Raw genomic sequence first — 20,406 nt, 5'->3', positions numbered from 1 at the left:
GGATGTCGGGCTTTCGACGCGCTGTTGATGCAAGGAGCATCCAATGGCTGTCGCAGTCTCCTATCCCGGCGTATACATTCAGGAAATTCCCTCCGGCACCCGCGCCATCGCCGGCGTGCCCACCTCGATCGCCGGTTTCGTCGGCTACACCGCCCGCGGCCCGGTCAACGCCCCCGTCCAGCTTTTCAGCTATGCCGATTTCGAGCGGAATTTCGGGGGGTTGCACCTCGACAGCCCGCTTGCCTACGCGGTCAGCCATTTCTTCCTGAACGGCGGCGCCAGCGCCTGGGTGGTCCGCGTGGCCGAAGGCGCGGTGCCCGCCGCCATCGGCATGCGGACCATGGCGGGCGACCTGACCCTGACCGCCACCGCCGCCAGCGAGGGCGCGTGGGGTAACGCCTTGGTTCTGAACGTCGATTACGAAAGCGCGAACCCCGACGAGAGCTTCAACCTGACCGTTACCGAGTTCATCGACCGCGCCGGGCGCATGGTCCCCGCCCGGACCGAGGCGCATCGCAACCTTTCGATGGACCCCGATGCAGCAACCTATGCCCCGACCGTTCTGGAGGCCGACTCGCGGCTGATCCGGCTGACCGACGAGGGTGCTGGCGGTGCGGCGGCCGGAATGGCGCGGTCGGGGCCGCTTACCGATGCCGAGATTGCCGCGCTGGACGACAATGCAAGGCGGCTGGCGATCTCGATCGACGGCGGGCCGTTCATCGAGTTCGACCTGTTCGGCGAGGGCGGCGGGCTGGCCACGCTGGCCGCGCTGCGCACGGCGCTGAACACCATCGTTCCCACGCTGGAGCCCGCAAACCCCGGATTTTCCGGCTTTTCCTGCGCTATCGACGGCGACCGTCTGGTGGCGACATCGGGCAGCACCTCGCGGCAAAGCTCGGTCCGGTTCCGCCGCGCCTCGATCCGGTCCGCGGCGGCGCGGCTGCAGTTGGGGCTTGCCCAGGGCGGGCGCGAGATCCATGGCTCCGCCCCCACCCGCCCGGCGCAAAGCGGCACAGCGGGCGTGCGGATCGAGGATTTCGACGCGCTCGATTTCAGCACCGATCCGATGACCATGTCGGTTCAGGCGCTGGATACCGCGGGTGCCGCGCTGGCCGATATCACCGTGGTCCTTCAGGACAGCGGCGCCACGCCCCCCGTGCCCGCCCCCACGACGCTTGCCGAGGCGCGCGCGCGGATCGAGACCCGGTTGCGGGCCGAGACCAACGAGGCGCTTTCGCGGGCCAGCGTCCAGACCATCGGCGGCGCGCTGGTGCTGCGCGCGGGCGGGGCCGATCCCTCGGTGCGGCTCGATTTCGGCGGAACGGGGGCCGCCACGCTGGGGATCGGCGGGGGCGGGGGCGAATTCGTCAATGTCGCGGGATACCGGATGGGATCGGGTCCCGATCTGACCGCGCAGGTGGGGGCGGTCGGCGGCGATGACGGCGCCGTGCCCGACGAAACCGCGATCCTGGGCTCGCGGGCGGCCAAGACCGGGCTTTTCGCGCTGGAGGATGTGCGCGATCTGAACATCCTGAACCTGCCCGAGGTGAATGACGCGGGCGTGCTGGCCAATGCCATCGCCTATGCCGAGGAACGGCGCGCGATGATCCTGATCGACATGCCCGGCAATGTCACCGATTTCGAGGGCGCGCGCGCCTGGATCGGCGATCCGGCCAATGCGGGGCTGCGCCACCAGAACGCCGCAGTCTATTTCCCCCGCGTGCGCATGCCCGACCCGCTGCAAGGCAACCGCCCGCGGTCCTTCGCGAATTCCGGCCTGATGGCCGGACTTTACGCCCGCACCGATGCCGCCCGCGGCGTGTGGAAGGCCCCCGCCGGCATCGAGGCGCGGCTCAGGGGGGTGACCGCGCTCGACTATGCGCTGTCGGACCCCGAGAACGGCGTGCTGAACCCGCTTGGCCTGAACTGCCTGCGCAGTTTCCCCGTCTTCGGCCAGGTCAGCTGGGGCGCGCGGACCATGGTGGGGGCGGATGCGCTGGCAAGCGAATGGAAATATGTCCCCGTGCGCCGGATCGCGCTGTTCATCCAGGAAAGCCTGTATCGCGGCACGCAATTCGTGGTGTTCGAGCCGAATGACGAACCGCTCTGGGCGCAGATCCGGCTGTCGGTCGGCAGTTTCATGAACCAGCTTTTCCGCCAGGGCGCGTTCCAGGGCGCGACCCCGCAAGAGGCCTATCTGGTGCGCTGCGATCGCACCACCACCACCCAGGCCGATATCGACCTCGGGATCGTCAACATCGTCGTGGGCTTTGCGCCGCTGAAACCGGCCGAGTTCGTCATCATCCAGATCCAGCAGCTTGCCGGACAGAGCCAGAGCTAGGGAAAGGCCGGGACCATGGCAGAATTCAGCGTCAACACCCACCGCTTCGACCCCTACAAGAACTTCAAGTTCCGCGTGAAATGGGATGGCCGCTATGTCGCGGGCATCTCGAAGGTCGGCGCGCTGAAACGCACGACCGAGGTGGTCGAGCATCGCGTCGGCGGCGATCCTTCGACCAGCCGAAAATCGCCCGGCCGGTCCAAGTTCGAGGCGATCACGCTGGAACGCGGCGTCACCCACGACCCCGAATTCGAGACCTGGGCGAACCTTGTCTGGAATGTCGAGGCCGGTCTGGGGGCCGAGGTAGCGCTCAAGGATTTCCGCAAGGACATCATCATCGAGATGTATAACGAGGCGGGCCAGCTGGCGCTGGCCTACAACGTCTATCGCTGCTGGGTGTCCGAGTTCCAGGCCCTGCCCGAGCTTGATGCCAATGCCAATGCCGTGGCGATCCAGTCGATCAAGCTGGAAAACGAGGGCTGGCTGCGCGACCGCGAGGTGGTGGAACCGCAGGAATAGGGGCGCGAACGGGCGGATGGCCCGGGGGGGCCTTGAAAGATGCGGGCAGGACTGAACCCAGAGGCGATGCTGATGGCCTGGGAGGCCGGGCTGGGCCGCGCTCCGCTTGACCGGGCGCTGGTGCTGCTCTGGGCGGGCGGGCACGGGGACGCGGCCGATCTGGCGCTGGCCGAGCGTGACCGCTTGCTGCTGGCGTTGCGGCGGGCAACCTTCGGACCGGTGCTCGACTGCGTGGCCGCCTGCCCCGATTGCGGCGCGGATGTCGAGGTGACGCTGGAGGCCGACGCGCTGGCGGGCGCGCTTGAGGCGCCCGTGCCCGGCCCGCTGCGGATCGGCAGCCGCGCGGTGACGCTGGCGCCGCTGACCAGCCGCGATCTGGCCGCCGCGCGCGGCGTCGCGCCCGAGGCGCTGCCGGGCTTCCTGCGCGCCCGCCTTGTGCCCGATGGCGAGGCGCTGTCCGAGACCGAGGCCCGCGCGATCGAGGCCGAGATCGAGGCGCGGGCAGCGGCGGCCGAGGCGCGCTGCCTGCTGACTTGCCCCGACTGCGGCGCGGACTGGCGCGAAAGCGTCGACATCGCCGCCCATCTCTGGGCCGAGGTCGAGGCCGCCGCGCTGCGCCTGCTGGCCGAGGTGGCGGAGCTTGCCCGCGCCTATGGATGGCGCGAAGCGGATGTGCTGGCGCTGTCGCCCGCCCGCCGCGCGGCCTATCTGCGCCTTGCGCGGGGGACGACATGAGCGCGCTGGCCCGCCTGATCGCCCGGGCGACCGGGCAGGCGCCCGCGGGGCTGCGCCCGCGCCTTGCCGCGCGGTTCGAAACCGGACCGGGCGCGGATGCGACACTCGCCGAAACCGTGACCGAGACGCTTGCCCCCCGCCCCGCCGCCGAAGCGGCCCCGGAGCCCCGCCCCCGCCAGACCCGTGCAAACCCGCCGCCCGATCCGGCCGCCGAACCGCGCCCGACCCCGCCCCCGTCGCGCGCCGCGCAGCCTGCGCCGCCTGCGCCGCTGGACCAACCCGCTCTGCCCCTTTCACAGGCGCAGAAGCCCGAGGCGCTGGCCGAGGCAAGGGTCCCGGCCGCTCCTGCCCCCGCGCCGGCTGCGTCGCCTCAACCGGCCCCCGCCCCGACAGCGGCCCGGCCCACACCCCTGTCCCCGCCGGAACCCGCATCCGCGATGCGGACGGCCCCGCCCCCCGCCGCCACGCTCGGCCCGCCGCCCGAACCGCTGCAACCGCCCGCCGCTGCGTTGCCCCGCGCTCCGCAGCCCGCCCCGCACGCGCCGCCGCCGGTTGCGGCAACGCCGCCCCCTGCCCCGCCCCCGCCGCCCGAGATCACCATCCATATCGGCCGGTTGCACATCGTCGCCGACCCGCCCCGGGCGGCACAGGACCCGCCCCGCACGCGCCGCGGCACCGCCCCGCTGGCCGATTACCTGCGCGGCAAGGAGGGCGGGCGATGAGCAATGTGCTTGCCCTGTCGGCGGTGACCCAGCTTCTGAAAAGCCTGCTGCACGACGCGCTGATCGAGGCCGATGCAAGCCAGGTGCTGGGCGGCGATTTCGCGGTCACGGCCCTGCCGCCCGACCGCATCCTGACCGACGATGCCGAGGCGCAGGGCAACCGGCTGAACCTGTACCTGCACCGGATCACGCCGAACGCCGCGCTGAGCGTTGACGACCTGCCCACCCGCGATGCGCAGGGGCGGCTGACCCGGCGGCCGCGGCTGGCGCTGGACCTGCATTACCTGCTGACGGCGATCTCGGGCGAGCAATTGAACGCCGAGACGCTGCTGGGCTTTGCGATGCAGACCTTTCACGAAACCGCCATCGTCCCGCGCGAGGCGATCCGCAACGCCCTTGCCGCCGGGATCGCGGGCGATGTCAGCCCGACGCAAGGCTGGCTGGACCAGGCGGTGCGGCTGGCCGATCAGGTCGAGCGGATCAGGATCACGCCGCGCGCGCTGTCGCTTGACGACATGTCGCGGATCTGGACCGCGATGCAGACCAGCTATCGCACGACGGTCGCCTATGATGTCGCGCTGGTGCTGATCGAGCGCGAGATCGCGACGCGCCCCAGCCTGCCGGTGCTCAGCCGCGGCGGGCTGCGCGATGCCGAAAGCGGGCGCGATCCGGGCGTGGCGCTGCGCCCCGATCTGTTGTCGGGGGTGCCGACGCTGATGGGGATCGAGCCGCTGGATGGCCAGCCGGTGATGCGACTGGGCCGCCGGATCGCGCTGAGCGGCAGCGCGCTGGACCGCGGCACGGCAACGGTGCGCTTCACCCGGCCCGATACCGGGCAGGTGCTGGAGCTTTCCCCGCCCGGCCCCTCGGCGCCGATCCGGATCGTGGTCGACCTGCCCGCCGGTCCGCCGCGCCCGCCCGGCGATCCGCTGGAGGGCAGCGGCGCCGATCCGGGCGCGTGGCGGATCGGCCCCTATGCGGTCGCGCTGCATCTGCTGGGCGATGACGGGCGCGATGCGGCAACGAACGCGCTGGCCATCGCACTGGCCCCCGCCATCACGGCCAGCGCCACGGCCACGGCCGGGGGCGTCACGGTCACCGTGACCTGCTCGCCACCGATCCGGCCGGGCCAGAGCGTCGCGATCCTTGTCGGCCAGCAGATGGCGCTGGTCGAGACACCCCCCGCCCCGACAACCACCGTTGCGGCCGAGTTCGCGGGGCTTCCCCCCGGCGCGGCGCTGCCGGTGCGGCTGCGCGTCGATGGGATCGACAGCCCGGTGATCGACCGGCTGGCCGAGCCGCCCGCGCTGGAAACGGTGACGATCCCATGAGTGCCGAGCCGCGCATAACCGCCGCCGAAACCGCAACGCAGGCAATGCGCGCCGCCCTTGCCCGCCATTGCGATGCGCTGGCCGCCCGTATCGCCGCCCCGACCAGTCCCGGCCCGCTGCCGCGCGACGGCACCGCCGGATCGGCGCTGGAAACCCTGGCCCTGCGCTTCGGGCTGACGCCGATCGAGGCCGACCTGATGGCGCTGGCCGCCGGACCAGACCTGCATGCCGGTCTGGCCGAGGCCATCGCCGCGGCAACCGGGGGGGTGCGCGCCGATCTTTCGCTGGCGCTGGCGGTGCTGGGTCCCGAGGCATGGACCGCGCTTTGCCCCGCCGCGCCGCTGCGCCGCCACCTGCTTCTGACGCTGGACGGCACCGGGCCGATGTTGCGCCGGACGCTGGCCGCGGATGAACGCGCGGTGCAGTTCCTGATGGGGCTGGGCTATCTCGACCCGCGTCTTGCGGCACATGTCCGCCCGGTGCCGGCGCCCGATGCGCCGCCGACCGGCGCGGCGCGCGACAGCGCCGCCACCATCGCGCGCGCCTGGGACATGCCCGGGCCGCTGCCCGTGCTGCTGCTAGCCGGTCCCGATCCGACGGCGACGCGGGCGGCGATGGCAACAGCCGCCGCCGCGCTGGGGCTGGCGCTTTTTCGGATCGGGGCCGCCGATCTGCCCGCCGATCCGGCCGAGCGGCATGCGCTGGCCCGGCTGATCGACCGTGAACTGGCCTTCAGCGATGGCGCCCTGCTGATCGAGGCGGCGGCCGAAAGCGCCGAAGCGGCCCGCGCGCTGGCCGATCTGCTGCATGGCCCCACCGCCATCGCCGCGCCCGATCCCGAGCCGCCCGAACGCGCCCCGCGCCTGCGGATCGAGACCCCCGCCCCCGACAGCACCGAACGCCGCGCGGTCTGGCAGGCGACGCTGGGGTCGGCGCACGCCGCCGCACTTGGCCCCGCGCTCGACCATCTGGCGGGGCAGTTCGCGCTGGACCGCGCAGGCATCGCCGCCGCCGCCGACATGCTGCCCCCCGGCACCCCGCCCGACAGGCTTGCCCCCGCGCTCTGGCAGGCGGCGCGGGTGCAGGGGCGGCGGCGTCTGGACGGGCTCGCGCAGCGGATCGACTCCCGCGCCACATGGGACGATCTGGTGCTGCCCGCGCCGCTGATCGCGCAGATCAAGGACCTGGCCGCCCATGTCCGCCAATGCTGGCAGGTCAGCGACCAATGGGGCTGGCGCGAGAAAAGCCCCAGGGGCCTGGGTTCGGCGGCGCTGTTCGCGGGGGCCTCGGGCACCGGCAAGACGCTGGCCGCCGAGGTGATCGCGGGCGAACTGGCGCTCGATCTTTACCGGATCGACCTGAGCCAGGTGGTCAGCAAATATATCGGCGAGACCGAAAAGAACCTGTCGCGCGTCTTTGCCGCCGCCGAGGCCAGCGGCGCGATCCTGCTGTTCGACGAGGCCGACGCGCTGTTCGGCAAACGCTCGGAGGTGCGCGACAGCCACGACCGCTACGCCAATATCGAGGTCAGCTACCTGTTGCAGCGGATGGAATCCTATCCCGGCCTCGCGATCCTGACGACGAACCAGAAATCGGCGCTGGATGCGGCCTTCCTGCGGCGGCTGCGCTTCGTCGTGACCTTCCCCTTCCCCGATGCGGCGGCGCGCGCAGCGATCTGGGCGCGGATCTTCCCCGCCGCCACGCCGACCTCGGGGCTCGATCCCGCGCGGCTGGCGCGGTTGAACCTTGCGGGCGGGGCGATCCGCTCCGTCGCGCTGAACGCAAGCTACCTGGCCGCCGACACCGGCGGGCCAGTCACGATGGCCCACGTCCTGGCCGCCGCCGAACGCGAATACGCCAAGCTGGAAAAACCCTTCACCGCCGCGGAACGGAGGGCACTGGAATGACCCCACAACGCATCACGATCCGGATCGACGCGCTCAGCGTCACGGGCGGGCCGGTCTCGCGCGCGGCCCTTGAACGCGCCATTGCCGGGGCACTGGCCGAGGCGCTGGCAGGCAGCGCCCCGCTGACCCCCGCCCCGCAGGCTCGCGCAGGCATGGCGGCGCGGGCGCAGGCCGACGCGGGCGAGGCCGGGATCGAACCCGCCATCGGGCGGGCGGTGTCCGGGCTGGCCCGCAGCGTGCTGGAAGGAACAGGCCCATGACCCACGCCCCGCCGCAACCCGCCCAACCCGCCACCGCCGCGCGCGTGCAGACAAAGCCCATGCTCGGCCGCCCGGGCGACCGGTTCGAGCAGGAGGCCGACCGCATCGCCGATGCCGTCACCGCCGACCGCCCCACGCCCCTGACTGGCCCCTTGCCGGTCACGCCGCTGATCCAGCGCCAGAGCGATGAAACCGGGGCGGATGACCGGCAGAGCATGGCCACCGCCAAGGCCGCGGCCGCCGTCGCCAACGGCGGGCGGCCGCTTTCCCCCGCCGAGCGGCGATTCTTCGAGCCGCGCTTCGGCCGCGACCTGTCGGCAGTCCGCCTGCACGAAGGCACACGGGCAGGCGCAGCCGCGCGCGGCATCGGCGCGCGCGCCTATACGCTGGGCCAGAACATCGCCCTCGCCCCCGGCGAATACGCCCCCGAAACCCGTGAGGGGCGGCATCTGATGGCGCATGAGCTGACCCATACCTTGCAGCAGGGCAAGGGGGTTATCCGGCGCACGGGCGAAGAGGAAACCGCGCCGGTTCGCCCGACGCAGATCGACTTCAACTTCGACCAGACCAAGGCGATCCCCGCCGCGGCCGGGGGCACCGCGCGATTGACCGCAAGCACGAACGGAACCGAAGTCACCTGGTCGATTGCCGATGGCACCGCCACCAAGGCGCAGGGCACGACGATTGGCGAGAACGGGACAATCACACTCGCGGCTGACCAGACTGGCGGCTCCCTGACCGTGCGCGCCGCGAATAGCGCGGGCACGTTCTCGCGGACCTTCTACATTGCCTCGATTCCCACGGGCATCGAGACCACAACCGTGGCGTCCGACCTGACCACTTCGGCCGACGATTACGGCGCCGCCTTCCAGCATGTCTTCACCAGCAACGAAGGTTCGCAGAACGTGCTGACGAACCTTCGGATCGGCGAACGTTTTCCGGGCGCGCCCAACCCTACGGGCGCGACCCATGCCTTCAGCGGGCGGAACTGGCCCTTCGGTCGGGGCCGCGACAGCTTCACCCTGCATACCGGCACGCTTGCAAACGATGCAGCCGGAAGCTGGGCACTGACCGATACCGGCGAGTTCGGGCCGACCTCGGCGACCTCCGGCCTTGCCGATGGCGACAATGTCAGCACCCATCGCGACCTCATCAAGGTCGGTGATCACGTCCAGAGCCATTCAAACCCTCGACCCACCAACCGCCTGCCGGTCACGCTGACGCTCGACCAGCAGTTCCACTTCTTCAACCCGCGTGCTGCCTCGGGCAGTCGCTGGACCCGGTTCACCACGACCGCCCACAGCCGTACCCTGCGCCGAAGCGGCACGGATGTGGAGTTCGTGACCACTGTGAACGGAATCGAGCATGTCGAGGACTATTCCGGCCCGCCTGCGGTCACCAACCTGACCGCCTCGCCTGTGAATACGCCGAAGAGCGCTTCCCCGCCGCCGCCCAGCGCCGGGTCCGAGACCGAGGAAGCCGCCGCCGCGCCCGCACCGCGCACCGTCTCGCTGAGGGTCGAGGCGCTGCCCGGAACGCTGCCGGCGGGAACCTCGCTCGACTGGACCATCGTGCCCCCCGATCTGGGCTGCACGATCGCCAAGGATCCGTCAGACGAAACCCGCGCCACGCTGACCATCGGCACAGCGGCAGGCACCGTCACCGTTCAGGTGGCGGACAACACCGGCACCAATTCCGACCGGGTCGAGGTGAGGATCACATGACCGGCTTTCCCCATTCTCCCCGGCTGACCCGCGCGGGGCTGGTGCTGATCGAGCCGGGCAGCGGCGCGGTGCGCCGGATCGTGGCGCTGCAATACGCCGCCGAGACGCTGAGCCGTCGGCTGAGCGCGCAGGCGGTCGAGGGCGAGGGCGCGCGGGCGCATCCGCTGCGGCTGACCGGCCCCGCGGTCGAGACGATCACCTTCGAGGCGGAACTGGACGCAACCGACCAGCTTGAATTTCCCGACAGCAACGCCGCCGCGGTCGAGACCGGGCTGTTCCCCGCACTTGCCGCGCTGGAATCGATGCTGCACCCGACGGTCGCGCAACTCGAACGCCAGGGCGCCCAGCGCCGCAGCGGCAGTTTCGAGATCACGCCCGTCGAAACCCCGCTGGCGCTGTTCGTCTGGAGCCGCAGCCGCGTGGTGCCGGTGCGGCTGGCCGAACTGTCGATCACCGAGGAATTCTTCGACCCCGCGCTGAACCCGATCCGCGCGCGGGTCAGCCTGACGCTTCGGGTGCTGTCGGTCGCCGATCTGGGCTTCGACCATCGCGGCGGCGGGCTGTTCATGGCCTATCTGCAAGGCAAGGAGGCGCTGGCCGCACGCGCCGCCGCCGGGCAGCTGGGCGAATTGGGACTGGGGGGGCTGTCGGCATGAAGAACCCGATCCAGGCGATGTTCGAAGCGGGCATCGTCGAGCGCACCGATTTCCCGCCCGAAAGCCGCTATCACGGCATCCCGACCACGCAGGTCACCGGGCCGGACGGCCAGCCGGTGAGCTGTCTGAAACGCCGCCTCTCGCCGCCGCCCGAGGAATTTGCCCTGCGCCATCTGCGCGAGACCAAACAGGGCGAGCGGCTGGACCGAATCGCCGCGGCCGAGACCGGCGATCCGGAAATGTTCTGGCTGCTGATGGATGCCAATGGCGCGATCTGGGCCGAGGACCTGGAAGCGCCGGAGACCACGATCCGTATCACATGGCCGCGCGGCGTGCCCGCGCCGCCCGAGGAATAGCGCCATGATCAAGGGCATCGACCTGACGCTGCTGTTCGGCCCGGGCATCCCGGTGCCCGCCCCGGCCTCGGTCGTCGATGCCCTGCAATCGGTCAGCATCGAGGACAATTCGGGCGAGACGCAAAGCGGGTTCTCGATGGAATTCGCGGTCGAGAAGGACTCGCCGCTGAACACCGTCTTCCTGCTGGCGGGCGGCTCGGCGCTGCCGATCCTGCGGGTGGCGCTGGTGGCCACGGTGAACGGGCAGGCCAGCACGCTGATCAACGGCGTGGTCACCCGCACCGCGCTGACCCCCGGCACGGGCGGGGCACCCGGAACGCTCAGCGTGCAGGGCAAGGATCTGACTGCGGCGATGGAGATCGTCGATTTCTCGGGCCTGCCCTATCCCGCGATGCCGCCCTTTGCCCGCGTCGCGATGATCCTTGCGAAATACGCCTGGCTTGGCGTGATCCCGCAGGTGATCCCCTCGGTCGAGGGGCCGCCGCTGCCGACAGACCGCATCCCGCGCCACCAGGATACCGACCTGGCCTATATCCGCGCGTTGGCCGATGCGGCGGGCTACACCTTCTTCATGAAACCGGGCCCCGCACCGGCCACCAGCTTTGCCTATTGGGGGCCAGAGGTGCGGATCGGCGCGATACAGCCCGCGCTGACCATCGATTCAGGCAGCGCCACCAATGCCCAGGAACTGCGCTTCACCTTCGACAAGGACGGCACCGAGATGCCGGTGGTCTTCATCCAGAACCGCGAGACCCGCGCGCCGATCCCCATTCCGATCCCGTCCGCGATCCCGTTTCATCCACCCCTGGGCGCGATCCCGCCGCTGCCGCCGAAGATCCGGCGGCTGACCGACACCGCGCGGATGAACCCGATCGAGGCGCTGGCCCGCGGCTTTGCCCATGCCGCGCGCCATTCGGACGCGGTCACCGGCCGGGGCCGGATCGACGTGCTGCGCTATGGCCGCATCCTGAAAGCACGCGGGCTGGTGGGGGTGCGGGGCGCGGGCACGGCCTTTGACGGGGTGCATTACGTCGCCAGCGTCACCCACGAGATCCGGCGCGGCAGCTACAGCCAGGGCTTTACCCTGAAACGCAACGGGCTTCTGCCCACCCAGGCATCGGTGCCGGCATGACGCAACGCTATTACGGGAAATATCGCGGCACGGTGCTGAACAATGTGGACCCGATGATGATGGGCCGCATCCAGGCCATGGTGACCGATGTCTCGTCGGTGGCGCTCAGCAGTTGGGCGATGCCCTGCTTTCCGGTGGCCGGGCTTCAGACCGGATCGGTCGCGGTGCCGCCGATCGGCGCGGGCGTCTGGATCGAGTTCGAACAGGGCGATCCCGACCATCCGATCTGGTCGGGCTGCTTCTTCGGCTCGGCCGCCGAGGTGCCCGCGCTGCACCTGATGACGCCGCCCGCGCTGTCGGCACTGACGATGCAGACCGTGGGCCAGAACGGCGTCACGGTGACCGACCTGCCCGGCCCCACCGGGGGCATCGTCATCAAGACGACTGCGGGTGCCTCGCTGATCGTGAACGATACCGGCATCTACATCCAGAACGGCCGCGGCGCCTCGATCACGCTGATCGGCCCGACCGTCACCGTCAACAACGGCGCCCTGACCGTGATCTGAGGAGGAACGCCATGCCCGGACCCATCCTGCATCTTGGCGCGGTCGTCACCTGCACCCATGGCGGCCCGGCCACGCCCACCGCGCCCTTTGCGCGCGTTCTGGTCTCGGGCCAGCCGGTCGCGACCCAGCCCGGCCCCTGGGCGATCACCGGCTGCGCCGCGATCCCCTGCGTCACGGGCAGCTACCTTGTCGCGGCAACGCGGGTCTTTGCGGGCGGCCAACCCGTGGTGCTGATGGACAGCGTCTCGACCACGACGCCGACGGGGTCGCCGATGATCCCGGTGATGGCCCAGACCCGCGTGATCGGGAGTTGAGGCGATGCAGATCGACTTTCCCTATCATTTCGACGGATCGGAACGCACCGCACGCGCCGCCGAGGCCAAGCACATTCGCGACCTGATCGAGCAGATCCTGTTCACCAATCCCGGCGAGCGGGTGAACCGCCCCGATTTCGGCGCGGGCGTGCTGCAACTGGTCTTTGCCGCCGCGAGCCCCGAGGCCGCGGCCACCGCCGAATTCCTGATCCGCGGCGCGCTGCAACAATATCTTGGCCAGCGCATCGAGATCGACGCCGTCGAAACGCAAGCCGAGGAATCCACCCTGCGCATCCGCATCGCCTATCGGCTGCGCGGCCGCGAGGGGCAGGAACTGGCCGAATTCGCGCTGGAGACGGGGACATGATCTATCGGTGCTGCCATCCCCGACGGCGCGAACTGGTGCTGGCGAACCCACCGCTGAACGGCATCGACTTCCTTGAAGTCCTGGATGGCGAGGCGCCCGCCGACACGCCGCGCCAGCGCACGCTCCTGCTGCGCTTCCTGCGCACGGCACCCGCCCTGACGCTGGACGATCTGGAGCTTTCGGGCGGCGAGCGGATCACCGGCGTCGGCCTGCTCTGGATCACCCGCGCCGACGCGCCCGACCCCGCGCTGGCCGAGCCGGGGCTGATCGCCCATCTGGCCACGCTGGACCCCGGGGCGCAGGCCGCGACGCTGGTGATCCGCACCGACAGCCAGGGCGATCACGCGCGCTACCGGCTTCGGCTGACCCGCGCGGGCGACCCGCTGTCGCCACCCGACGGGATCGACCGGCTGCTGGCCGAGATAGACTTCTCGTTCAAGGTGGAATGCGCGACCGATTTCGACTGCGCGCCGCGCACAGACTGCCCCGAGGACGCACATTCGCCCCCCGCGATCAGCTATCTTGCCAAGGATTACCGCAGCTTCCGCCGCCTGATGCTGGGCCGGATGGCGCAGATCATGCCTGACTGGCGCGAACGCAACCCGGCCGATCTGGGCATCGCGCTGGTCGAGATGCTGGCCTATACCGGCGACCGGCTGAGCTATGCGCAGGATGCGGTGGCCACCGAAAGCTATCTGGCGACCGCGCGGCGGCGATCCTCGGTGCGCCGCCATGCCCGGCTGGTCGATTACCGGATGCATGACGGCGCGAATGCCCGGGTCTGGGTGCAGGTCCGCGTCACGGCCGAGGTCACGGCCGAACCGGCCGATCTGCAATTCCTCACCCGCCTGCCCGGCTTCGACCCGGTTCTGACGCCCGACCAGCGCGACCGCGCGCTGGACCGCGACCCGCAGGTGTTCGAGCCGCTGCATCGCGGCACCTTCCGGCCCGCGCATGACCGGATCGATTTCTACACCTGGGGCAGCGACGAATGTTGCCTGCCCAGGGGTGCCACGCGGGCCACGCTGGCGGGCGATTTCCCCCATCTGGCGCCCGGCGACATCCTTGTGCTTGCCGAAGGGCTGGGGCCGAGGACGGGGCGTGCCGCCGATGCCGACCCGACGCGGCGCCATGCGGTGCGCCTGACCGCGGTGCAGGCCGGGCTGACCGACCCGCTGCCGCTGGAGCCCGGCGCAGATCCCGCCCGGATCACCGAAATCCGCTGGGCCGAGGAAGACGCCCTGCCCTTTGAGCTCTGCCTGTCGGCCCGGCGCGACGATGCGGCAGGGGGCGGGGTGGTGACGGGGGTCAGCCACGCCTTGGGAAATATCGTGCTGGCCGATCATGGCCGCAGCATCGCGAACGAGCCGCTCGGCCGCGTGCCCGAGCCGCATCTGAGCCTTGTGCCCGCGCCCACGGGCGATCCCTGCACCCGCCCCGACCCCCGGCCCGTGCCGCCCCGGTTCGCCCCCCTTCTGGCGCTTGGCCCCGTCACGCAGGCCGCCGTGATCCGCGACAGCGTGACGGGCGATGCGGTGGCCCATGACCCGCTGGCCACCCGGTCCGCCCATGCCGCGATCCACCAGCCGCTGGCCGCCCGCGCGCCCGCCGTCACCCTGACCGATGACAGCCCGGCCCATGACAACTGGCAGGCGCGGGCGGATGTCTTGAACTCCTTTGCCGAAGATCGCCATTTCGTGGTCGAGACCGAACGCGACGGCCGTGCCCGGATCCGCTTTGGCGACGATCTGAACGGACGGCGGCCGAACGCGGGCACGGGGTTCGCCGCGCGCTACCGGGTGGGCAACGGCCCCGAGGGCAATGTGGGCGCGGGCGCGATTGCCCATGTCATCACCGACAAGGGCGGGATCGAGGCGGTGACGAACCCGCTGCCCGCCACGGGCGGGCTGGGCCCCGAAACCATGGACGAGGTCCGCGCCGCCGCCCCCTTTGCCTATCGCCGCCAGGAACGCGCGGTGACCGAGGCCGATTACGGCGAGATGGCGCGGCGCCACCCCGACGTGCAGCGCGCGGTCGCCACCTTCCGCTGGAACGGGCATGGCCATACCGTCTTCGTCACGGTGGACCGCTTCGGCGGGCGGCCCGTGACGCCGGAGTTCCGCGCCGAACTGGCCGAGTTCCTCGACCGCTACCGCATGGCGGGCTACGATCTTCAGATCGACGCGCCGCGCTTTGTCGCGCTGGAAATCGCGCTGTTCGTCTGTGCCGGTCCCGACCATTTCCGGGCCGGGATCCGGCGCGAGGTGCTGGACATGCTGTCAAGCGCGCGCCTGCCGGGCGGGCGCAAGGGCCTGTTCCACCCCGACAATTTCAGCTTTGGCGATCCGGTCTGGCTGAGCCGGATCCATGCTGCGGCGATGGGTGTCGAGGGGGTGACATCGGTCAAGGCGACCACGTTCCGCCGCCGCGGCACGACCGCGACCAAACCGCTGGAAGACGGCGTGATCCGGATGGGGCGGCTGGAAATCGCGCAATGCGAGAATGACCGCAACTTCCCCGAACGCGGTTCGCTTGCCATCACCATGGGAGGCGGCAAATGACCGACGCCCCGATCCGCATCGGCCATCCCGATACTCCCGCCGCGCCCGGCGATGCCTGCCGCTGCTGCGAGGGCGTCACGCTGTCCACCCCGCGACCGGTCGAAAACCGCCCCGACCTGGGCCGGATCCAGACCCGGACGGGCCTGCATGGCGATTTCAAGGCCTCGATGCTGGCCCGGCTTGCGTCATCCACCCTGCCCGCGCTGGCCCGGCTGGGCACGCGGGCGGATGACGATTTCACCATCGCGCTGATCGACGCCTGGGCGTCGGTGCTGGATGTCCTGACCTTCTACAACGAGCGCCACGCGACCGAAGCCTATATCGGCACCGCCACCGAGCGGTTCTCGATTGCCGAGATCGCCCGGCTGATCGGCTACCGGCTGCATCCGGGATCGGCCGCCGAAACCGATCTGGTCTTCCTGATGGAGGATCCGCCCGGTGCCGCGCCGGATGTGGCCGAACTGACCATCCCCGCCGGGACCCGCGTACAAAGCACGCCCGGCCCCGACGAGACCGCGCAGGTCTTTGAAACGCTGGCCGATCTGGAAGCCCGCGTCGCCTGGAACCGGATGCGCCCGCGGCAGAACCGGCGCGTGACGCTGGCCGAGGGCGACACCGGCACCTGGCTTGCCGGGCAGGCGACGGGGCTGGCGCCCGGTGACGCGATCCTGATCGTCCACCCGCAACGCTTCGACAGCGGCTGGCCCGGGTTTTCCACCGGCTCGGCGCTTTGGGCGGTGCGGCGGCTGACCCGCGTCGCGCCCGATCTCGCGCTTGACCGCACATGGATCGAATGGGCGGGCGCGCTTGGCCCGGTCAGCCCCGCGGGCGAGGATGAGCCCGTGCACCGCGTCTATGCCCTCCGCCGCCCGACCGCGCTTTTCGGCCATAACGCGCCGCATCCGGCCGTCCTGTCCGCCTCGACCCGCACGGCCTTTGGCTATGTGGGAACGGCCCCGGAAAATTCGCCCTCGCCGATCACCGGCAGCAGCGGCAATGTCGGCGACTGGGATTTCGCCGGGCGTCAGGCGGATACGCGCATCGTGCTCGATACCGTCCACCGCGAGTTCACGCCCGGCGGCTGGGCGGTCCTCAGCAGCCCCGGCGCCGCGCCCCAGCTTTTCCGCATCGCATCCGTCACCGCCGAGGCCGAGGCGCGCTATGCGATCAGCGGGCGTGCCACGGTGCTGACCCCGGATCGCTCCGGCTGGGTCGCGGATTTCGCGGGCGATTACCGCCGGGTTGCCGTGCATGGCGGCAGCGAGGAACTGGCGCTGGCCGAAACCCCCGAACGCGATTTCCTGCATGGCGCCGATATCACGCTGGACGGGGTTGTGCCCGACCTGCCCGAGGGTCGCCTCGTCTATCTGAAAGGCCGCCGCGCGCAGGTCGAGACCGCGATTGCCCGGCTGACGGTGCTGCGCGCCGATGGCACGCTCGACAGCCTGCCGCGCGGCACGCGGCTGACGGTCCAGGCGGTCCTGTTCGCCCCCGCCGCGCCGCTGCTTGGCCTGTGGCTTGTGACCGATCCCGAGGGACGGCTGGCCCTGACGCTGGCCCTGCGCGGCCAGTTGCCAGCGGTTGCGGCCGACGAGACCAGCCCCGCCATCGTCCAGCGTCACCGGATCGCGGGTTTCGACCCGTCCGATCCGCTGCACGGCCGGATCACGCTGGCGGACCCGATCCTGTCCCCCCTCGACCGGGCCAGCGCGGTGATCCACGGCAATATCGCGCGCGCCTCGCATGGCGAGGGGGCGTCCGAGATCCTGGGCGCGGGCGATCCCGCGCAGCCCTTCCAGCGCTTTGCGCTGAAACAGGCGCCGGTGACGCATCTGGTCGCCTCGACCGAAACGGGCGTGGCGTCGAGCCTGCGGATCCGCATCGACGGGGTGGAATGGACCGAGGTGCCCGACCTTTACCAGCGCGGTCCGACCGCGCGGGTCTTTGCCACGACGCTGGCCGATAGCGGTGAAACCACGGTGCGCTTCGGCGACGGGATCTCGGGTGCAAGGCCGCCCGCGGGGCGCGACAATATCGAGGCCGAGTATCGCAAGGGGCTGGGCCGCGCGGGCAATCTGCGGGCGGGGCAATTGTCGCTGGCAATCGACCGCCCGCTCGGGCTGAAGGAGGTGACGAACCCCGTCGCGGCCAGCGGCGGCGCCGATCCCGAAAGCGCCGGGGCCGCGCGGCGCAACGCGCCGATCCGCACGCTGACGCTGGGCCGGATCGTCTCGATCACCGATTACCGCGATTTCGCGCTGGGCTATCCGGGCATCGCGCGGGCCGATGCGCGCTGGGTCTGGCAGGGGGAAAGCCGCCGGATCGTCGTCACCGTCGCGGGCGAGGATGGCGCGGTGCTGGCCGGTTCGGGGCCGGTTCTGAAGGCGCTCGGGGATGCCTACCGAACCTATGGCGACCCGCTGGCAAGCTTCGAGCTTCTGTCCTACGCCCCCGCGCGTTTCCGGCTGGGGCTGAAGGTCGCGGTCGATCCCGCGCATGACACGCCCAGCGTTCTGGCGGCGGTCGAGACGGCGCTGCGCGCGGCCTATGCCTTCGAGAACCGCGATTTCGCCCAGCCTGTCGCGCTGTCCGATGTCGCCGCAACAGCGCATGGCGTGGCGGGCGTGCGCGCGGTCGATATCGACCGGCTCTATCGCGAAAGCGGGCCGCAATCGACGCCGACCGATCACATGCTGCTTGCCGCACGCACGGGCCGCACGGGCAGCGACGGCACACCGCTTCCGGCCGAGATCCTGACGCTCTCGCCCGCGCCCTTCGACCATCTGGAGCCGATGCCATGACCCGCGTCACGCCAGAGGCGCTTTATGCGCTGCTGCCCGCGATCCACCGGTTGCGCGATGCCGAGGAGGGCGGCCCGCTGGCCGCGCTGGTCGATGTGCTGGCCCGCGAGGGCGCGGTGGTCGAGGACAGCATCGAGCAATTGCTTGACGACCTGTTCATCGAGACCTGCGCGCCCTGGGCCGCGCCCTATATCGGCGGGCTGGTCGGCTACCGCACGCTGCATCCGGTCGAGGGGCTGGCGGCGGGCAGCCGGGCCGAGATTGCCAACACCATCGCCTATCGCCGTCGCAAGGGCACCGCGGCGGTGCTGGAACAACTGGCCCGCGACGTGACCGGCTGGCCCGCCTCGGCGGTGGAATATGTCCAGCGCACCGCCTGTTGCCAGCACATGAACGTCGCCCGCCCCGGGGCACAGACCACGGCGAACCTGCGCAACCCGCTGGCGCTGGAACGGCTGGGCGGGGCCTTCGACATTGGGGCGCGGTCGGTCGATGTCCGTTCGATCGCCCAAGGCCAGGGGCGACGGGGCATCGGCGGGCGGCACAACCTGCCCAATGTCGGGCTGCATCTGTGGCGGCTTCAGGCGATGCGCCAGAGCCTTGTGCCCGCGACGGCGGTGGATGACCGGCGCTTTCTGTTCGACCCGCTGGGCGCGCCGCGCCAACTGGTCAACCGGCAGGAGGCCGAGCGCGAGATCACCGCGCTGGCCGGGCCGGTGAACGTGCCGGGCGCGATCACCCGGCGGATGCTGGACGCCACGCCCGCCGCCTGGATCCGCGGCGACGCGCCGGGCGGGCTGCGCGCTCTCGACATCTTTGTGGGCGGCGCGGCGGTGCCGGTTTCGGATATCGCCGCCTGCGATCTGTCCGATGACGGGGCGGGCTGGGCGCATGTCCCCCATCCCCCCGATCCGGCGGGCATCCTGCGGCCCGTGCGCGTCGATCCCGTGCTGGGCCGCATCGCCTTTCGCGATCCGCCCGGGGGCGAGGTGCGGGTCAGCTTTCACACCGCCTTTCCTGGCCCCATCGGTGGCGGCGAATACAACCGCGCCGCCAGCCTGCCGCCGCCCGCGGGCACGGGGCGGCTGGTCCGCTTTCCCGAAAGCGGCCATGCCAGCCTGCAAGACGCGCTGGACAGCATCGGCCCCGAGGGCGGCATCGTCGAGATCACCGAGAACGGCATCTACCCCGCCCCCGCCACGATCCGCGCGCCCGAGAATGCCGGGATCGGGCTGCGCAGCGCGGACGGGGTGCGCGCGATCCTGCGCGGCAGCGATCCGGTCACGATCAGCGGCGCGGCCCGGGGCCGCGTCACGCTGAACGGGCTGGTGCTGGATGGCTGCGCGCTGGAGGTCGTGCCCGAGGGCGGCGTGTCGCTGGCCGCGCTGGACCTCGGGCATGTCACGCTGATCCCGGGGCTGTCCTTTACCGATCTGGGCAACCCGGCCAGCCCGGGCGCGGTCAGCCTGCGGATCACGGCCACGGGCGTTTCCGTCAGTATCGCGCGCTCGATCCTCGGGCCGGTGCGGATGACCGACACCGCCAGCCTGCGGCTGGAGGACAGCATCCTTGACGCCGCCGCCGCCGACAGCCCCGCGGGACTGGCCATCGCGGGGCTTGCGGACAGCACCCCGGCGGGGGCCGTGACGATCCTGCGGGCAAGCGTGATCGGCCGCATCCGCGCACGCGCACTGCCGCTGGTGTCGGATGCGATCCTGTTCGCCCGCCCCGCCAGCCCCGGCGAGGCGCCCGTGCGCGCCGAGCGGCGGCAAGAGGGATGCCTGCGCTTTTCCTATGTGCCGCCGGGCTCGGTCGTGCCGCGCCGCTTTCGCTGCCAGCCGCAACTGGCCATCGACGAGGCCATCGCGGCGCGCGCCGCCGCAATCGGCGGGCCTGTGCCGCTGGCCGAACGGCACCTGATCCGCGCCCGCATCCTGCCCTGGCTGGTGCCGGGTTTCACGGCGCTGACCGCCAGCGCGCCCGCCTATGCGCAACTGCGCCGTTCCGCGCCGCCCGAAATCCGCAAGGGCGCGTCCGACGAGGGCGAGATGGGCGCCTGGCATCTGCTGCACCAGCCCCAGCGCGAGACGAACCTGCGCCTGCGCCTTGACGAATACCTCCGGTTCGGCCTCGAGGCCGGGCTGATCTTCGAAACCTGACCGAAAGGACCCGAG

At 71.2% G+C, this 20,406-nt stretch carries 17 protein-coding genes; all 17 read left to right on the top strand.

The window, feature by feature from the left end; all coding sequences use genetic code 11:
- Positions 1 to 43: 43 nt before the first annotated feature.
- Genes EV216_RS18480 through EV216_RS07925 form a run of 17 tightly spaced genes read left to right on the top strand, consistent with a single transcriptional unit; the run spans position 44 to position 20,391 of the window.
- A complete protein-coding gene (locus EV216_RS18480) occupies positions 44 to 2,341 on the top strand; it encodes a phage tail sheath C-terminal domain-containing protein (RefSeq protein ID WP_132694540.1) in 2,298 nt (765 codons plus the stop codon).
- 15 nt (positions 2,342 to 2,356) lie between these two features.
- On the top strand, positions 2,357 to 2,860 hold the full coding sequence (locus EV216_RS08000) for a phage tail protein (protein ID WP_132694539.1): 504 nt from the start codon (positions 2,357 to 2,359) through the stop codon (positions 2,858 to 2,860).
- A gap of 39 nt (positions 2,861 to 2,899) precedes the next feature.
- Positions 2,900 to 3,595 carry a hypothetical protein gene (locus EV216_RS07995; RefSeq protein ID WP_132694538.1) on the top strand — a complete coding sequence of 232 codons (696 nt, stop codon included), beginning with the start codon at positions 2,900 to 2,902 and terminating at the stop codon, positions 3,593 to 3,595.
- Positions 3,592 to 4,317 (top strand): hypothetical protein, encoded by a 726-nt coding sequence (locus EV216_RS07990; protein WP_132694537.1) that lies wholly within the window; start codon positions 3,592 to 3,594, stop codon positions 4,315 to 4,317. Before EV216_RS07995 ends, EV216_RS07990 begins: the two co-directional genes overlap by 4 nt.
- Positions 4,314 to 5,648 (top strand): Pvc16 family protein, encoded by a 1,335-nt coding sequence (locus tag EV216_RS07985; RefSeq protein WP_132694536.1) that lies wholly within the window; start codon positions 4,314 to 4,316, stop codon positions 5,646 to 5,648. The genes EV216_RS07990 and EV216_RS07985 overlap by 4 nt, the downstream gene beginning before the upstream one ends.
- Positions 5,645 to 7,555 (top strand): ATP-binding protein, encoded by a 1,911-nt coding sequence (locus tag EV216_RS07980; protein ID WP_132694535.1) that lies wholly within the window; start codon positions 5,645 to 5,647, stop codon positions 7,553 to 7,555. Before EV216_RS07985 ends, EV216_RS07980 begins: the two co-directional genes overlap by 4 nt.
- Positions 7,552 to 7,815, top strand: coding sequence for a hypothetical protein (locus EV216_RS07975; protein ID WP_132694534.1), 264 nt, complete (start codon positions 7,552 to 7,554; stop codon positions 7,813 to 7,815). The genes EV216_RS07980 and EV216_RS07975 overlap by 4 nt, the downstream gene beginning before the upstream one ends.
- Positions 7,812 to 9,539, top strand: a complete 1,728-nt coding sequence (locus EV216_RS07970) for an eCIS core domain-containing protein (RefSeq protein WP_132694533.1) — start codon at positions 7,812 to 7,814, stop codon at positions 9,537 to 9,539. The genes EV216_RS07975 and EV216_RS07970 overlap by 4 nt, the downstream gene beginning before the upstream one ends.
- Positions 9,536 to 10,195, top strand: a complete 660-nt coding sequence (locus tag EV216_RS07965; protein ID WP_132694532.1) for a hypothetical protein — start codon at positions 9,536 to 9,538, stop codon at positions 10,193 to 10,195. The genes EV216_RS07970 and EV216_RS07965 overlap by 4 nt, the downstream gene beginning before the upstream one ends.
- On the top strand, positions 10,192 to 10,551 hold the full coding sequence (locus EV216_RS07960; protein WP_207893985.1) for a hypothetical protein: 360 nt from the start codon (positions 10,192 to 10,194) through the stop codon (positions 10,549 to 10,551). Before EV216_RS07965 ends, EV216_RS07960 begins: the two co-directional genes overlap by 4 nt.
- A 4-nt stretch (positions 10,552 to 10,555) precedes the next feature.
- Positions 10,556 to 11,683 carry a hypothetical protein gene (locus EV216_RS07955; protein WP_132694531.1) on the top strand — a complete coding sequence of 376 codons (1,128 nt, stop codon included), beginning with the start codon at positions 10,556 to 10,558 and terminating at the stop codon, positions 11,681 to 11,683.
- Entirely contained in the window at positions 11,680 to 12,189 is a 510-nt protein-coding gene (locus tag EV216_RS07950; RefSeq protein ID WP_132694530.1) for a phage baseplate assembly protein V, read from the top strand. The genes EV216_RS07955 and EV216_RS07950 overlap by 4 nt, the downstream gene beginning before the upstream one ends.
- An 11-nt stretch (positions 12,190 to 12,200) precedes the next feature.
- Entirely contained in the window at positions 12,201 to 12,503 is a 303-nt protein-coding gene (locus EV216_RS07945) for a hypothetical protein (protein ID WP_132694529.1), read from the top strand.
- Between the two features lie 4 nt (positions 12,504 to 12,507).
- A complete protein-coding gene (locus tag EV216_RS07940) occupies positions 12,508 to 12,870 on the top strand; it encodes a GPW/gp25 family protein (RefSeq protein ID WP_132694528.1) in 363 nt (120 codons plus the stop codon).
- Positions 12,867 to 15,431: a putative baseplate assembly protein gene (locus tag EV216_RS07935; RefSeq protein ID WP_132694527.1), complete on the top strand. Its 2,565-nt coding sequence runs from the start codon at positions 12,867 to 12,869 to the stop codon at positions 15,429 to 15,431. Before EV216_RS07940 ends, EV216_RS07935 begins: the two co-directional genes overlap by 4 nt.
- Positions 15,428 to 18,232 (top strand): putative baseplate assembly protein, encoded by a 2,805-nt coding sequence (locus tag EV216_RS07930; protein ID WP_132694526.1) that lies wholly within the window; start codon positions 15,428 to 15,430, stop codon positions 18,230 to 18,232. Before EV216_RS07935 ends, EV216_RS07930 begins: the two co-directional genes overlap by 4 nt.
- Positions 18,229 to 20,391 (top strand): hypothetical protein, encoded by a 2,163-nt coding sequence (locus EV216_RS07925; protein WP_132694525.1) that lies wholly within the window; start codon positions 18,229 to 18,231, stop codon positions 20,389 to 20,391. The genes EV216_RS07930 and EV216_RS07925 overlap by 4 nt, the downstream gene beginning before the upstream one ends.
- Positions 20,392 to 20,406: the final 15 nt, after the last annotated feature.

Source organism: Rhodovulum steppense (assembly GCF_004339675.1).
GTDB lineage: Bacteria > Pseudomonadota > Alphaproteobacteria > Rhodobacterales > Rhodobacteraceae > Rhodovulum > Rhodovulum steppense.
The sequence above is the reverse complement of the archived record's forward strand: the minus strand, read 5'-3'. Positions and strand labels throughout refer to the sequence as shown.